13 protein-coding genes are annotated in these 15,835 nt (G+C 65.1%); all 13 read left to right on the top strand.

Annotated elements, in window-relative coordinates; translation table 11 throughout:
- Window positions 1–59: 59 nt before the first annotated feature.
- The 13 genes from CFB81_RS00360 (at window position 60) to CFB81_RS00415 (ending at window position 15,313) form a co-directional block, all read left to right on the top strand.
- Window positions 60–1,259: an ABC transporter substrate-binding protein gene (locus CFB81_RS00360; RefSeq protein ID WP_069618790.1), complete on the top strand. Its 1,200-nt coding sequence runs from the start codon at window positions 60–62 to the stop codon at window positions 1,257–1,259.
- 129 nt (window positions 1,260–1,388) lie between these two features.
- Window positions 1,389–2,273 (top strand): branched-chain amino acid ABC transporter permease, encoded by an 885-nt coding sequence (locus CFB81_RS00365; RefSeq protein WP_089434335.1) that lies wholly within the window; start codon window positions 1,389–1,391, stop codon window positions 2,271–2,273.
- Window positions 2,273–3,250: a branched-chain amino acid ABC transporter permease gene (locus CFB81_RS00370; protein WP_069618788.1), complete on the top strand. Its 978-nt coding sequence runs from the start codon at window positions 2,273–2,275 to the stop codon at window positions 3,248–3,250. The genes CFB81_RS00365 and CFB81_RS00370 overlap by 1 nt, the downstream gene beginning before the upstream one ends.
- Window positions 3,251–4,042: 792 nt before the next feature.
- Window positions 4,043–4,210: a hypothetical protein gene (locus tag CFB81_RS35980; RefSeq protein WP_176730207.1), complete on the top strand. Its 168-nt coding sequence runs from the start codon at window positions 4,043–4,045 to the stop codon at window positions 4,208–4,210.
- 101 nt (window positions 4,211–4,311) lie between these two features.
- On the top strand, window positions 4,312–5,469 hold the full coding sequence (locus CFB81_RS00375; RefSeq protein ID WP_069618787.1) for an ABC transporter substrate-binding protein: 1,158 nt from the start codon (window positions 4,312–4,314) through the stop codon (window positions 5,467–5,469).
- A gap of 170 nt (window positions 5,470–5,639) precedes the next feature.
- Complete coding sequence (locus CFB81_RS00380) at window positions 5,640–6,695, top strand: branched-chain amino acid ABC transporter permease (RefSeq protein WP_089434337.1); 1,056 nt, start codon at window positions 5,640–5,642, stop codon at window positions 6,693–6,695.
- Window positions 6,696–6,699: 4 nt separating this feature from the next.
- Window positions 6,700–8,484 carry an ATP-binding cassette domain-containing protein gene (locus CFB81_RS00385; protein ID WP_089434338.1) on the top strand — a complete coding sequence of 595 codons (1,785 nt, stop codon included), beginning with the start codon at window positions 6,700–6,702 and terminating at the stop codon, window positions 8,482–8,484.
- Window positions 8,484–9,239, top strand: a complete 756-nt coding sequence (locus CFB81_RS00390; protein WP_089434339.1) for an ABC transporter ATP-binding protein — start codon at window positions 8,484–8,486, stop codon at window positions 9,237–9,239. The genes CFB81_RS00385 and CFB81_RS00390 overlap by 1 nt, the downstream gene beginning before the upstream one ends.
- A 514-nt stretch (window positions 9,240–9,753) precedes the next feature.
- Window positions 9,754–11,733, top strand: coding sequence for a tRNA uridine-5-carboxymethylaminomethyl(34) synthesis enzyme MnmG (mnmG, locus tag CFB81_RS00395; protein WP_089434340.1), 1,980 nt, complete (start codon window positions 9,754–9,756; stop codon window positions 11,731–11,733).
- Window positions 11,730–12,416: a 16S rRNA (guanine(527)-N(7))-methyltransferase RsmG gene (rsmG, locus tag CFB81_RS00400; RefSeq protein ID WP_089434341.1), complete on the top strand. Its 687-nt coding sequence runs from the start codon at window positions 11,730–11,732 to the stop codon at window positions 12,414–12,416. The genes mnmG and rsmG overlap by 4 nt, the downstream gene beginning before the upstream one ends.
- A gap of 51 nt (window positions 12,417–12,467) precedes the next feature.
- Window positions 12,468–13,247 carry a ParA family protein gene (locus tag CFB81_RS00405; RefSeq protein WP_050015824.1) on the top strand — a complete coding sequence of 260 codons (780 nt, stop codon included), beginning with the start codon at window positions 12,468–12,470 and terminating at the stop codon, window positions 13,245–13,247.
- A 31-nt stretch (window positions 13,248–13,278) separates the two neighbouring features.
- A complete protein-coding gene (locus CFB81_RS00410) occupies window positions 13,279–14,172 on the top strand; it encodes a ParB/RepB/Spo0J family partition protein (protein WP_069618782.1) in 894 nt (297 codons plus the stop codon).
- Window positions 14,173–14,182: 10 nt separating this feature from the next.
- Window positions 14,183–15,313: an SLC13 family permease gene (locus CFB81_RS00415; RefSeq protein ID WP_069618781.1), complete on the top strand. Its 1,131-nt coding sequence runs from the start codon at window positions 14,183–14,185 to the stop codon at window positions 15,311–15,313.
- Window positions 15,314–15,835 lie beyond the last annotated feature (522 nt).

Consider the following 15,835-nt stretch of genomic DNA (forward strand, 5'->3'; position numbering starts at 1 on the left):
GCCGCTAGCCGTGGCGGCCCTCGAACAACCACAACGCATCAGAACAACAGGAGACGTCAATGAAAATGAAGACCCTCGCACAGGCCTGTGTCGCGCTCGCGACCGCCGCGTTCGCCGCCGGCGCCGCGCACGCCGCGGATACCGTGAAGATCGGTTTCGTTACCGACATGTCGGGGCTTTATGCGGACATCGACGGCCAGGGCGGTCTCGAGGCGATCCGCATGGCGGTCGCCGACTTCGGCGGCAAGGTGCTCGGCAAGCCGATCGAGGTCGTGTACGCGGATCACCAGAACAAGGCGGACATTGCCGCGTCGAAGGCGCGCGAATGGATCGACCGCGGCGGGCTCGACCTGCTCGTCGGCGGCACGAATTCGGGGACGGCGCTGGCGATGGCCAAGCTCGCCGCGGAGAAGAAGAAGGTCTACATCAACATCGGTGCGGGCGCGGACACGCTGACGAACGAGGAGTGCACGCCGTATACGGTGCACTATGCGTACGACACGATGGCGCTCGCGAAAGGCACCGGCTCGGCGGTGGTGAAGCAGGGCGGCAAGACGTGGTTCTTCCTGACCGCGGACTACGCGTTCGGCAAGGCGCTCGAGAAGAACACGTCGGATGTCGTGAAGGCGAGCGGCGGGCAGGTGCTGGGCGCGGTGCGGCATCCGCTGTCCGCGTCGGATTTCTCGTCGTTCCTGCTGCAGGCGCAATCGTCGAAGGCGCAGATTCTCGGCCTCGCGAACGCGGGCGGCGACACGATCAACTCGATCAAGGCCGCGAAGGAATTCGGCATCACGAAGACGATGAAGCTCGCCGGGCTGCTGATGTTCATCAACGACGTGCACAGCCTCGGCCTCGAGACGACGCAGGGCCTCGTGCTGACCGACAGCTGGTACTGGAACCGCGATGCGGCATCGCGCCAGTGGGCGCAGCGCTACTTCGGCAAGATGAAGAAGATGCCGTCGAGCCTGCAGGCGGCCGACTACTCGTCGGTGACGACCTACCTGAAGGCCGTGCAGGCCGCCGGGACGACCGACTCCGACAAGGTGATGGCCGAGCTGAAGAAGATCAAGATCAGCGACTTCTATGCAAAGGGCTATATCCGCCAGGACGGCAGCATGATCCACGACATGTACCTGATGGAAGTGAAGAAGCCGTCGGAATCGAAGGAGCCGTGGGACTACTACAAGGTGCTCGCGACGATTCCGGGCGAGCAGGCGTTCGGCACCAAGCAGGAAACGCGCTGCGCGTTGTGGAAGTAAGCATCGGATAGCGGCGCGCTCCGGCGCGCCGCACGGTGGCGGTGGCAGCGATGTGCCCCGCTGCGCCGCCCGCGTGCGCGTGGCTCGAAAGTTGCGTACGCAACGAAACTCATTCTGACGGCTAAGTCGATGGAAATCTTTGGCATTCCGTTGCCGGCGATGCTGAGCCAGTTGCTGCTCGGGCTCGTCAACGGCTCGTTCTACGCGATCCTGAGCCTCGGGCTCGCGGTGATCTTCGGGCTGCTCAACGTGATCAACTTCGCGCACGGCGCGCTGTTCATGCTGGGCGCGATGCTCGCGTGGATGGGGCTGTCGTATTTCGCGCTGCCGTACTGGGCGATGCTCGTGCTCGCGCCGTTGATCGTCGGCGCGTTCGGGATCGCGATCGAGCGCTCGATGCTGCGCTGGCTGTACAAGCTCGATCACCTGTACGGGCTGCTGCTCACGTTCGGCCTGACGCTCGTCGTCGAAGGCGTGTTCCGCTCGATCTACGGCGCATCCGGCCAGCCGTACGACGTGCCGTCGCAGCTGTCCGGCGCGACCAACCTCGGCTTCATGTTCCTGCCGAACTATCGCGCGTGGGTCGTCATCGCGTCGCTCGCGGTGTGCCTCGCGACGTGGTTCGTGATCGAGAAGACGCGCCTCGGCGCGTACCTGCGCGCGGGTACCGAGAACCCGAAGCTCGTCGAGGCGTTCGGCGTGAACGTGCCGATGATGATCACGCTCACCTACGGCTTCGGCGTCGCGCTCGCCGCGTTCGCGGGCGTGCTGGCGGCGCCGGTGATCCAGGTGTCGCCGCTGATGGGCCAGCCGATGATCATCACCGTGTTCGCGGTGGTCGTGATCGGCGGAATGGGCTCGATCCTCGGATCGATCGTCACGGGCCTGCTGCTCGGCGTGATCGAGGGCTTCACGCGCGTGTTCTATCCCGAAGCGTCGGCCACCGTCGTGTTCGTGATCATGGCGATCGTGCTGCTGTTCCGCCCGGCGGGCCTCTTCGGCAAGGAAAAATGATGCAGAGAAAAGTGCTCTACGGCGTACTGCTCGCCGCACTGCTCGCCGCGCCGTTCATCGGCGCGTATCCGGTGTTCGTGATGAAGGTGCTCGCGTTCGCGCTGTTCGCGGCCGCGTTCAACCTGCTGATCGGCTATACGGGGCTGCTGTCGTTCGGCCATGCGATGTTCCTCGCGACGGCCGGCTATGCGACCGGCTATTCGATGCAGACGCTCGGTTTCACGCCGGAGCTCGGCGTGCTGGCCGGCACCGTCGCCGCGACGCTGCTCGGGCTCGTCGTCGGGCTGTTCGCGATCCGCCGGCAGGGCATCTACTTCGCGATGATCACGCTCGCGTTCGCGCAGATGGTCTACTTCATCTATCTGCAGGCGCCGTTCACGCACGGCGAGGACGGCCTGCAGGGCGTGCCGCGCGGCCGCCTGTTCGGGCTGCTCGACCTGTCGAACGACGTCACGCTGTACTACGTCGTGCTGGCGGCGGTCGTGGCCGCGTGCGCGTTCATCGTGCGGGTCGTCCATTCGCCGTTCGGCCAGGTGCTCGTCGCCATCAAGGAGAACGAAGCGCGCGCGATCTCGCTCGGCTACGACACCGACCGCTTCAAGCTGCTCGCGTTCGTCCTGTCGGCCGCGCTCGCGGGGCTGGCCGGCTCGTTGAAGGTACTGGTGCTCGGCTTCGAGACGCTGTCGGATGCGTACTGGACGATGTCGGGCCTCGTCGTGCTGATGACGCTCGTCGGCGGGATGGGCACGCTGTTCGGGCCGCTGCTCGGCGCCGCGCTGATCGTCGCGCTGGAAGACCGGCTCGGCGACATCGGCGAATGGCTCGCGTCGACGACCGGCGTCGCGTGGTTTCATTCGCTGGGCGAATCGACGACGATCGTCACCGGCCTGATCTTCATCGCATGCGTGCTGGCGTTCCGGCGCGGCATCGTCGGCGAGATGGTCGCGAGGATCAAGCCGCTCAGGGCGTCGTCGTGAGCATGCCGTGCGCGTCGCCCGCGTTGATGCGAAGCACCATCCGGCGCACGTCGGAAGGGCGTCGCCGCGGGCTCGGGCCATCGCCGCGCGGCAGGCTGGTGCCCCATTTTCGTGCGGCAATGCACCATAGGGGTAAATGCTAAGTTGTCGTGGTGCTTAAGCCTCTTTAAGATTCACCCTAGTTCTGATGCACCGCGAAACGAATTTGCAGGTGGAGAACGAGGAGACAATCGAGGCACAAAGTGCCCGGACCCCAAAGCGCTGTTGGACGGAATCCAACAGCGCTTTTTCATTTGCGTGCACGAATTCCCTCGATGGTGCATCGGCCCGCATGCCGGCCGATGGGGCTGCCTTCCGCGTTTGCATTCGCACCGCGTCTTTCCGCGCTTCGCCGCGTTCCTGTTGTTCCGTTTCCCGCGATCCGTTCGCAGATGATGCGCAATCCTGCACAGGCGCTCCGGGCTTACCCGGTTGGCGTGCGCGAAAGGCGTCCGTTACACTCGGCTTTCGCCGACCGTGCGGTCGGGAAAATCGGTCGGCAGTTCTCCTACAAGCAAAATGCAGAAGAGGGAGTACGGTTGGATGAGCAGCGCAGCACGGTGGACCGGGGCAGGAGACGCGGCGGGCGCCGTTCGTTGGTCATGGGTTGCCCGACGGGTCATCGGGGCATTTCCGAGCCGTTCCGCGGCCTGTATGCGCGTCCCGGCGCCATCGCGGGCCGTTGCGCTCGTGTCCGTCTCTGCATCCGTATGCGCAATCGCATGAGCGGCCGGCTTTCCGATATGTCATCGCTTGCCGCGCGTGCCGACCATCGATGCGCGCGCAACGAGCTTCCGCGCGCTTCCTCATTTCTTCGCTTTCTTCATCCTGACGACACCGCTGCTGCGCATCGTGACGGTCGAACGGCCGTTTCAATCGGCGCGCCGCGCATGGTGGCGTGTCGCGGGAAAACGAGCGTAGGCGCGGTCAGGCGAGATAGTTAAATTATTAACTTGTTTTGGGAACCGGGAGCCGCCCGAGCGACCCGTGGCTTTTTCGAGCAGCGTTTGGAGACAACGTAAATGAAGATGAATCGATGGATGGAGGCCCTGCTTGCCGCGGGCCTCGTGTGTGCGGCGGCCACGGCGTCGGCGCAGGTGAAGATCGGCGTGACGCTGTCGGCCACCGGGCCGGCCGCGTCGCTCGGGATTCCGGAAAAGAACACGATCGCGCTGCTGCCGAAGGAGATCGCGGGCAAGAGCGTGCAATACATCGTGCTGGACGACGCGTCCGACACGAGCCGTGCGGTGCAGAACGTGCGCAAGCTCATCGACGAGGACCACGTCGACGCGATCATCGGCTCGTCCGTCACGCCGAACTCGCTCGCGATGCTCGATCCGGTGTCGCAGGGCAAGACGCCGACGATCTCGCTCGCGGCGAGCGCGCAGATCATCGCGCCGATGGACGCGAAGCGCGCATGGATGTTCAAGGTGCCGCAGAACGACCAGTTGATGGCCGACGCGATCGCCGGCTACATGGCGAAGCACGGCGTGAAGACGGTCGGCTTCATCGGCTTCGCCGATGCGTACGGCGACAGCTGGTACAAGACGTTCGACGCGGCGGCCGCGAAGAACGGGCTGAAGCTCGTGTCGAACGAACGTTACAACCGGACCGACGCGTCGGTGATGGGACAGGTGCTGAAGCTGCTGGGCTCGAACCCGGACGCGGTGCTGATCGCCGGCTCCGGCACGCCGGCGGCGCTGCCGGCCAAGACGCTGAAGGAGCGCGGCTACAAGGGCAAGGTCTACCAGACGCACGGCGTCGCCAACAACGATTTCCTGCGCGTGTGCGGCAAGGATTGCGAAGGCGAGATCCTGCCGGCCGGCCCGGTGCTCGTGACCGACCAGCTGCCCGATTCGAATCCGGTGAAGAAGCCGGCGCTCGGCTACAAGGCCGCGTACGAGAAGGCTTACGGCGCGGGTTCGCTGTCGACCTTCGGCGGCCATGCGTGGGATGCGGGTCTGCTGCTGCAGCGGGCGATCCCGGACGCGCTGAAGAAGGGCCAGCCGGGCACCGAGGCGTTCCGCGAAGCGCTGCGCGCGTCGATCGAAAGCGTGAAGGACCTGCCCGTCTCGCACGGCGTGATCAACATGACGGCGACCGATCACAATGGCTTCGATACGCGTGCACGCGTGATGGTGCAGATCGTCGACGGCAAGTGGAAGTTGCAGGGCGAGTAAGCATCACGTGAAACCGGCACGCGGGGCGCGAACGGCGCCGCGCATGCCGTCGGCAGGGCGGCGCGCGTCACGGCCGCATCCTTGCCGCCTGGAACGGCCGGGGCCCGCCGCGCGCCACGGCCGTTTCCGCCTTTCGTTTCTCCGCAGCATTCTCTCGATACACGAAACGTATGGATCTCTCGATTGCGGCGATCCTCGCGCAAGACGGCATCACGACCGGCGCCATTTATGCATTGTTGTCGCTGGGGCTCGTGCTGGTGTTTTCCGTCACGCGGGTGATCTTCATTCCCCAGGGCGAATTCGTCGCCTACGGTGCGCTCACGCTGGCCGCGTTGCAGGCGCAGAAATTTCCCGCCACCTGCTGGCTGCTGTTCGTGATGGGCATCGCATGCTTCCTGCTCGAAGCCGGCGGCCTGATCCGGCATCGCGAACGCCGCCATCAGCTCGGCCGCACGCTCGCGACGCTCGGCAGCCGCTACATCCTGCTGCCGCTCGCGGTGTTCGCGATCACGCGCAGTTTTGCCGCGCAGCCGATGCCGATGCTCGCGCAGATCGCGCTGACGCTCGCGATCGTCGTGCCGATGGGGCCGTTCGTCTACCGGCTCGTGTACCAGCCGATCGCCGAAGGCACGACGCTGCTGCTGCTGATCGTGTCGGTCGCCGTCCATTTCGCGATGGTCGGCCTCGGCCTCGTGATGTTCGGCGCGGAAGGCTCGCGCACCAACGGGTTCTCGGACGCGTCGCTCGCGATCGGCAGCATGACGGTGTCGGTACAAAGCATCCTGGTCGTCGTCACGGCACTCGTGCTGATCGGCGCGCTCTACGTGTACTTCGGCCGCACGATCGCCGGCAAGGCACTGCGCGCGACGTCGGTGAACCGGCTCGGTGCACGGCTCGTCGGCATCGGCACGACCGAAGCCGGGCGGCTCGCGTTCACGTTCGCGGCGGGGCTCGGCGTGCTGTCCGGGATCCTCGTCGGCCCGCTGACGACGATCTACTACGATTCGGGCTTCTTGATCGGCCTGAAGGGCTTCGTCGGCGCGATCATCGGCGGGCTCGTCAGCTATCCGCTCGCGGCCGCCGGCTCGTTGCTCGTCGGCGTGCTCGAATCGTATTCGTCGTTCTGGGCGAGCGCCTACAAGGAGGTGATCGTGTTCACGCTGATCATTCCGGTGCTGCTGTGGCGGAGCTTCGTGACGCCGCATGCGGAAGAGGAAGAGGAGTGACGCGATGAAGACGATGGTACGCAACAAGACCTTCTGGCTGTTTCTCGTGGTGCTGTTCGCATTGCCGGTGCTGCCCGGCGCGCTGCAGGTGCCCGAATACTGGATCACGCTGCTGAACTACATCGGCTTGTACGCGATCGTCGCGATCGGGCTCGTGCTGCTGACGGGTGTCGGCGGGATGACGAGCTTCGGACAGGCCGCGTTCGTCGGCATCGGCGCGTATGCGACCGCGTTCCTGACGACGCGCTACGGCGTATCGCCGTGGCTCGCGCTGATCGTCGGCGTCGTGCTGACGGCGCTCGTCGCGCTCGTGCTCGGCGCGGTGACGATGCGGCTGTCCGGGCACTTCCTGCCGCTTGGCACGATCGCGTGGGGCCTTGCGCTGTTCTACCTGTTCGGCAACCTCGAACTGCTCGGCAAGTACGACGGGATCAACGGCATTCCGGCGCTGAACCTGTTCGGCATCGTGCTCGAAAGCGGCCGCAGCCTGTATTTCCTGATCTGGGTCGTGGTGCTGGCCGCGATCGTGTCGGTGCAGAACCTGCTCAACAGCAGGCCCGGCCGCGCGATCCGCGCGCTGCGCGGCGGCGGCGTGATGGCCGAGGCGATGGGCGTGAACACCGCGTGGATGCGCGTGGTGATCTTCGTCTACGCGGCCGTGCTCGCGGCGGTATCGGGCTTCCTGTACGCGCACCTGCAGCGCGCGGTGAACCCGACGCCGTTCGGCCTGAACCACGGGATCGAATTCCTGTTCATGGCCGTGGTGGGCGGCGTGTCGCACGTATGGGGCGCGGTGCTCGGCGCGGCGATCCTGACCGTGCTGCAGGATTACCTGCAGACGCTGCTGCCGAAGCTGCTCGGCTCGGAAGGCAACTTCGAGATCATCGTGTTCGGCGTGCTGATGGTGCTGCTGCTGCAGTACGCGCGCCAGGGCGTATGGTCGTTCGTCGCGAGGCTGTTCCCGCGCGGGCCGCGCGCGCATGTGCCGGAGCAGGCCGACCCGCTGCCGCAGCGCGCGAAGCCGGTGGCCGGCGAGCCGCTGCTCGTCGTCGACAACGCACGCAAGCAGTTCGGCGGCCTCGTGGCCGTGAACGATGTCAGCTTCGACGTGAAAGCCGGGCAGATCATCGGGTTGATCGGCCCGAACGGGGCGGGCAAGTCGACTACGTTCAACCTCGTGACCGGCGTGCTGAAGCCGACCGGTGGCGCAATCACGTTCCGCGGCGAGCGCATCGACGGGCTGACGTCGCGTCAGATCGTCCGCCGCGGCATCGGCCGCACGTTCCAGCACGTGAAGCTGCTGCCGCCGATGACGGTGCTCGAGAACGTCGCGATCGGTGCGCATCTGCGCGGTCATACCGGCGTGTGGCGCAGCATTGCGCGGCTCAATGCGCACGAGGAAGCGCAGCTGCTGGCCGAAGCCGCGCGCCAGATCCGCCGTGTCGGACTCGAGACGCACATGTACGACGAAGCGGGGAGTCTCGCGCTTGGTCAGCAGCGGATTCTCGAAATCGCGCGGGCGCTGTGCTGCGATCCGACGCTGCTGCTGCTCGACGAGCCGGCCGCAGGGCTGCGTTACCAGGAGAAGCAGCAACTCGCCGACCTGCTGCGGCGGCTGAAGGCCGAAGGGATGAGCGTGTTGCTCGTGGAACATGACATGGATTTCGTGATGAACCTCACCGATCGACTGGTGGTGATGGAGTTCGGCACGCGGATCGCGGAAGGGCTGCCACAGGATGTGCAGCAGGACCCGGCCGTGCTTGAAGCGTATCTGGGCGGGGTGGAGTGATGACGGACACGACGATGCCGATTCTCGAAGTGCGCGGGCTGGCGGTGCGGTACGGGAAGGTGGGAGCGCTGCACGGTGCGGCAATCAAGGTCGGGGCGGGGCAGATCGTCAGCGTGATTGGCCCGAACGGCGCCGGTAAATCGACGCTGCTGAACGCGATCATGGGGGCGCTGCCGGTCACGGGGCACGCGTCGGGCGCGGTCGTGTATCGCGGCAACGACGTCAGCGCGTTGCCGGTCGAGCAGCGCGTCGCGCGCGGGATGTGCCTCGTACCGGAAAAGCGCGAGCTGTTCAGCACGATGACGGTCGAAGACAACCTCGTGCTCGGCGCGTACCGACGCAAGCAGGCGGGGGAATCGAACTTCCTCGATCAGATCGATCACGTGTTCGCGCTGTTTCCGCGGCTCAAAGAGCGCCGCAGGCAGGCGGCTGGCACGCTGTCCGGTGGGGAACGGCAAATGCTGGCGGTCGGCCGTGCGCTGATGGGCAAGCCCGACCTGCTGATGCTCGACGAGCCGAGCCTCGGGCTGGCGCCGCTGATCGTGAAGGAGATCTTTCATATCATCAGCGCGTTGCGCGGCACCGGCGTGGCGACGCTGCTGATCGAGCAGAATGCACGGGCGGCGCTGCAAATCTCCGACTACGGCTATGTGCTGGAAACGGGCGAGTTTGCACTGGAAGGGCCGGCGGCCGAGCTTGCGCAGAATCCGCGTGTGATCGAGACGTATCTTGGGTTGGCGAAGAAGACGGCTTAATTGCTGGTGCGGTGGACGCAAAACGGGCGGCGTGTTTCACGTGAAACACGCCGTTTTTGTTTGCGAGCCGGGTGCAGTTTCGCGTCTACGGTTCAAGGCCGGGGATAAGTCGGGCGGGAACAGGTGGAAGCGCAGTGCGGTGCCGCGCAGACGGGTTCCACTGGTCGACGGTGCGCCGCACTTCTGTGGACAAGTGCCGGGACAAGCGACGGAAATGCTGTGTGGATAAGGGCACCGGGTCTCGGGTCCGGAGTGCGGGGCCGGCCCACAGACACTGGGCGGTTCGGCTGGGGCACACATGCTTTGCACAGGCTCGACGATGTGCGTTGAATCGTTCATCGGCCACGCTGAACCGGACCTGCGACGGCAAATTTGCGTGTTCCCGACTAAAAAATCGCCGAAATGCACAGGCCCTACCATTCGGACGGCCTTCGGGCGAAAAGCGAACCCGCTATAATTCGGCCCATACATTTCTCAGATAGGTTCGTGCGCAGCTCCGCGTACGGAATCCACCATGCTTTTTCCCACAGAATTTGACGTCATCGTCGTCGGTGGCGGCCATGCCGGCACGGAAGCCGCGCTGGCGTCCGCCCGTATGGGCGCAAAGACACTGCTGCTGACCCACAACATCGAAACGCTTGGGCAGATGAGCTGCAATCCGTCGATCGGCGGCATTGGCAAGGGCCATCTGGTCAAGGAAGTCGACGCGCTGGGCGGTGCAATGGCCGCCGCGACGGATGAAAGCGGTATTCAGTTCCGGATCCTCAATTCGTCGAAGGGGCCGGCCGTGCGCGCGACGCGTGCACAGGCCGATCGCATCCTGTACAAGGCCGCGATCCGCCACCGGCTCGAAAACCAGCCGAACCTGTGGCTGTTCCAGCAGGCCGTCGACGATCTGATGGTCGAAGGCGACCGCGTGGTTGGCGCCGTCACGCAAATCGGTATCCGCTTCCGCGCGCGTGCAGTCGTGCTGACGGCCGGTACGTTCCTCGACGGCAAGATCCACGTCGGCCTGAACAACTATACGGGCGGTCGCGCGGGCGATCCGGCGGCCGTGTCGCTGTCGTCGCGCCTGAAGGAGCTGAAGCTGCCACAGGGCCGGCTGAAGACCGGTACGCCGCCGCGTATCGACGGCCGCACGATCGACTTCTCGAAGCTCGACGAGCAGCCGGGCGACCTCGATCCGATTCCCGTGTTCTCGTTCCTGGGCCGCGCGGAGCAGCATCCGCAGCAGCTGCCGTGCTGGGTTACGCATACGAACGAGCGCACGCACGACATCATTCGCGGCGGTCTCGACCGTTCGCCGATGTACACAGGCGTGATCGAAGGCGTCGGGCCGCGCTATTGCCCGTCGATCGAGGACAAGATCCACCGGTTCGCATCGAAGGAATCGCACCAGATCTTCCTGGAACCGGAAGGGCTGACGACCAATGAGTTCTACCCGAACGGGATCTCGACGAGCTTGCCATTCGATGTTCAGTTGGAGCTCGTGCATTCGATGCGCGGCCTCGAAAACGCGCACATCCTGCGCCCCGGTTACGCGATCGAGTACGACTACTTCGACCCGCGTGCACTGAAGGCGTCGCTCGAGACGAAGGCGATCAACGGACTGTTCTTTGCGGGTCAGATCAACGGGACGACCGGCTACGAAGAAGCGGCGGCGCAGGGTCTGCTGGCCGGCCTTAATGCGGGCCGCTACGTGCAGGAAAAGGATGCGTGGTGCCCGCGTCGTGACCAGGCGTATCTGGGCGTGCTGGTCGACGATCTCGTCACGCGCGGCGTGGCGGAGCCGTACCGGATGTTCACGAGCCGGGCCGAGTATCGCCTGAGCCTGCGCGAAGACAATGCCGACATGCGCCTGACCGAAATCGGCCGCGAGCTTGGGCTGGTGGACGATGCACGTTGGGACGCCTTCAGCCGGAAGCGCGACGCTGTTTCACGTGAAACCGAACGCCTGAAGTCCACGTGGGTTACGCCGAAGACGCTGCCTGCCGAGGAGGCGACCGCGCTGCTCGGCAAGGCGATCGACCACGAATACAGCCTCGCCGAGCTGCTGCGCCGCCCCGGTGTGAGCTACGACGGCGTGTGCGGGCTGAAGGGCGGCGAGTGCGGCCCTGCGGAGCCGTTGACCGACGATCCGGTGCTGCTCGAGCAGATCAAGGAGCAGGTCGAGATCGGTATCAAGTATCAGGGCTATATCGAGCGCCAGGCATCGGAGATCGAGCGCAACGATGCGAACGAGAACACGCGCCTGCCGGACGGTATCGATTACCGCGAGGTTCGCGGTCTGTCGTTCGAGGTGAGTCAGAAGCTCAACGAGTTCCGGCCGGAAACGATCGGGCAGGCGTCCCGCATCTCGGGCGTCACGCCGGCGGCAATCTCGTTGCTGATGGTGCACCTGAAGCGTCGCGGCCTGGGCCGCCGTAGCGGCACGGCTGCAGAGGCCGCTACGGCCGCGGAGCAGGGGGACGACACCGTCCCGACGCAACAATGACGGCGCGTCGCGCGCCGGCGGTTAATCGGGACGTACTGGAACAGATGCTCGTCGAAGGTACGGCGGCACTCGACCTCACGCTGACGGATACGCAACGCAACCAGCTGCTCGACTATGTCGCGCTGCTCGGCAAGTGGAACGCGGTCTACAACCTGACTGCGATCCGCGATCCGAAGCAGATGCTGATCCAGCACATCCTCGATTCGCTTTCCATCGTTCCGCATCTGCGCGGCCGCGCGTCCGCGCGCGTGCTCGACGTCGGCTCGGGCGGCGGGCTGCCCGGTATCGTGCTGGCGATTGTCGAGCCGGGCTGGCAGGTCACGCTGAACGACATCGTGCAGAAGAAATCGGCGTTCCAGACGCAGATGCGCGCGGAGCTGAAGCTCGCGAACCTGTCGGTCGTTACCGGCCGGGTCGAATCGCTGCAGCCGGGTGTCGACGTGCCGGAAAAATTCGACATGATCGTATCGCGCGCTTTCGCGGACCTGTCCGACTTCGTTAAACTTGCTCGACATCTGGTCGCGCCAGGCGGATCGATCTGGGCGATGAAGGGCCTTCATCCGGACGACGAGATTGCACGGTTGCCGGAAGGCAGCCGCGTGAAGCAGACGATCCGGCTGGCGGTGCCGATGCTCGATGCGGAGCGGCATCTGTTCGAAGTGGCCGTCGACGACGCGAATTGAAGGCGCGCGGTAGCGCGCCGTTTGTTTGAAGGTAAAGGGAACACACCAACGATGGCAAAGATCTTCTGCGTTGCGAACCAGAAGGGGGGCGTCGGCAAGACGACGACATCGGTCAATCTCGCCGCAAGCCTTGCAGCGCAGGAGCAACGAGTCCTGTTGATCGATCTCGACCCTCAGGGCAACGCGACGATGGGCAGCGGGATCGACAAGGCCGCCTGCGAAGCAACCGTGTACGAAGTGCTGGTCGACGGCGTGTCGGTCACCGACGCGCGTGTGCGTCCCGAAGGCGTCACGTACGACGTGCTTCCTGCGAACCGCGAGCTGTCCGGCGCCGAGATCGAACTGATCAGTATCGACAACCGCGAGCGCCGGCTGAAGGCCGCGCTCGAGCACGTGGCCGACGACTATGATTTCGTGCTGATCGATTGCCCGCCGACGCTGTCGCTGCTGACGCTGAACGGCCTGTGCGCGGCGCATGGCGTCGTGATCCCGATGCAGTGCGAGTACTTCGCACTGGAAGGGTTGTCGGATCTCGTCAACACGATCAAGCAGGTTCACGCGAACATGAACCGCGACCTGAAGATCATCGGCTTGCTGCGCGTGATGTTCGATCCGCGCATCACGCTGCAGCAGCAAGTTTCCGATCAACTGAAAGCGCACTTCGGCGACAAGGTGTTCGACGCGGTGATTCCGCGCAACGTGCGCCTGGCGGAAGCGCCGAGTTACGGGTTGCCGGGCGTGGTGTTCGATCGCAGCTCGCGTGGCGCGCAGGCGTATATCCAGTTCGGTGCCGAGATGATCGAACGCGTGCGCGCGTTCGAGGTGTCGTGATCCGGACATGAGCGAAGCGAGGAAGAAAGACATGAACGCGGTACCAAAGAAGAAGGGCTTGGGACGTGGCCTCGAAGCGCTGCTCGGCGGCAGTGCCGATATCACCGAAGCGGTGAAGATCGAAGGCGCACCGAACACGCTCGCGCTCGGCAAGCTGCAAGCCGGCAAGTACCAGCCGCGTACGCGGATGGACGAGGGCAGCCTGCAGGAGCTCGCGGCAAGCATTCGCGCGCAGGGCGTGATGCAGCCGATCCTGGTACGGCCCATTTCATCAGACAAATACGAGATCATCGCGGGCGAGCGGCGGTTCCGCGCGGCGCGCCTGGCCGGCCTCGATGAAGTACCCGTGCTGGTGAAGGACGTATCCGATCAGGCCGCCGCCGCGATGGCGCTGATCGAGAACATCCAGCGCGAGGACCTGAATCCGCTTGAAGAGGCGCATGGCATCCAGCGCCTGCTCGACGAGTTCGGTTTCACGCACGAACAGGCCGCCGAATCGGTCGGACGCTCGCGCAGTGCGGTGTCGAACCTGCTGCGCCTGCTGAACCTCGCGTCGCCGGTGCAGACGATGCTGCTGGCCGGCGATCTCGACATGGGGCACGCACGCGCGCTGCTCGCCGTCGATGCGGCCACGCAGATCGCGCTCGCGCACCAGGTGGTCAACAAGCGCATGTCGGTGCGCGAGACCGAGAAGCTCGTCGCACACACGACGAAGGAAGCGCCGGCCGTGAAGGCGCGTGCGAAGGACGATGGCGGTCGCGATACGCGTCGCCTCGAAGAGGAGTTGTCCGACCTGCTCGCGTCGACGGTGAAGATCAAGCTCGGCCGCCGCGGGCGAGGGCAGGTGCTGATCGACTTCGGCAACCTCGATGCGCTCGAGGGCATTCTCGCGCGATTGCGCGGTAACGTCGCAACAGAAGAATAACGGGGCAGGTATGCAGGAAACGGGCGCACCGGCGCCGCGCCGGTGGCTCGGCTGGCTTGCGCAGGAACCGGTACTGGCGGTGCTCGCACTGGGGCTGATCGTGCTGCAATGGGTGCGTCCGCAACCATTTTCGGTCCTCGCCGAACGCGTCGACTGGCAGACGGTCGCGACGCTCGCGGGCTTGCTGATGTTGACGAAGGCGCTCGAGCTGTCCGGCTGCCTGATGTGGCTCGCGCATCGCATCGTGCATCACGTGCATTCCGAGCGCGGGCTCGCGATGCTGCTTGTCGGCTTCGCCGCGGTGTTGTCGATGTGGCTCACCAACGACGTCGCGCTGTTCGTCGTCGTGCCGTTGATGGTGTCGCTGCGCGCGCTGACGCCGCTGCCGTTCCGACGGCTCGTGATCGTCGTCGCGCTGGCCGTCAATGCGGGGTCCGTCGCGACACCGCTCGGCAATCCGCAGAATCTTTTCCTGTGGCAATTGAGCGGCGTGTCGTTCGGTCGCTTCGTCGTCACGCTCGGACCGCTCGCCGTCGCGCTGATGGCGCTGTTGCTGGCGCTGACCGCGGTGATGTTCCGCGCGAAGCCGCTGGACCTGTCCGGCGACGCGGCGGCCTTTCCCGTACAACGCATGCACGCGCTGATCGCGGCGGTGCTGTTCGCCGCGTTCGTGCTGCTCGCCGATGCGCATCATCCGCTGCCGGGCCTCGTCGGAGTCGCGATCGTGCTGCTCGCCGTCAAACGCGACGCAGTCCTGAAGATCGACTGGCTGCTGCTGCTGATCTTCGTGCTGATGTTCGTCGTGCTGCGCAGCGCGGCTGCGCTGCCCGTCGTGCACGACGCGATCGCGCACGCGCAGCTCGATTCGCCGCTGCGCGTCTATGCCGCCGGCGCCGTGCTGTCACAGGTGATCAGCAATGTGCCGGCCGCGATCCTGCTGTCGGAATTCACGCACGACTGGCGCGCGCTTGCCTTCGGCGTATCGGTCGGCGGCTTCGGTTTCGCGATCGGTTCGCTCGCGAACCTGATCGCGGTGCGTCTCGCGAAGGAGCCGCGCATGTGGCTGCCGTTCCACGTCGTTTCGATTCCGTTCGCGCTGGTGAGCGCGGCGCTCGGCGCGTGGCTGCTCATGCACGGTTGAGCGAGGCCGGTGCATGCGGCACAGGCGTGCCGTTCGGGTGCGGTGCGGGGCGCACAGCGTCCGTGGTGATCGAGCGTTGTGGACAAGTGTTGTCATCCACAGTCGAACGCCTGTGGCGGCGCGACAACTGATTGGATGAATCGATGCGCGAACATCCGGTCGAATTTCGCGCGTCGCGTGCGGTGATCCGGTCGCCGCGCGGTGCTTGTTCCGGAGCGTCGCGCCGAGTCGTTCCCGATTGCGGCATTGCACCGGATTCCCGGCGTCGATCGTGCGCGTCCTCCTGGCCCGCCTCGGGCATCGTTTCCCCGCCATTTGCCCCGTCGCCGGACTTTTTCGCGCAAGAAATACCGCTGCAAGAACCCGACCTTACAACTGTCATCGTACGTCGTCGAATCGGGCGTTTTTTCACATCATGAGGCGTCGTTTTACGTAGGTTTTTGTCGCGTCTAAAGCCTTGAATCACTTGCAACTATCGCTTACAATCGCCCGGATTTGTTAGCTAGGCACCCCTGAAAGCTT

The sequence above is a fragment of the Burkholderia sp. AU28863 genome, assembly GCF_002223195.1.
Taxonomy (GTDB): domain Bacteria; phylum Pseudomonadota; class Gammaproteobacteria; order Burkholderiales; family Burkholderiaceae; genus Burkholderia; species Burkholderia sola.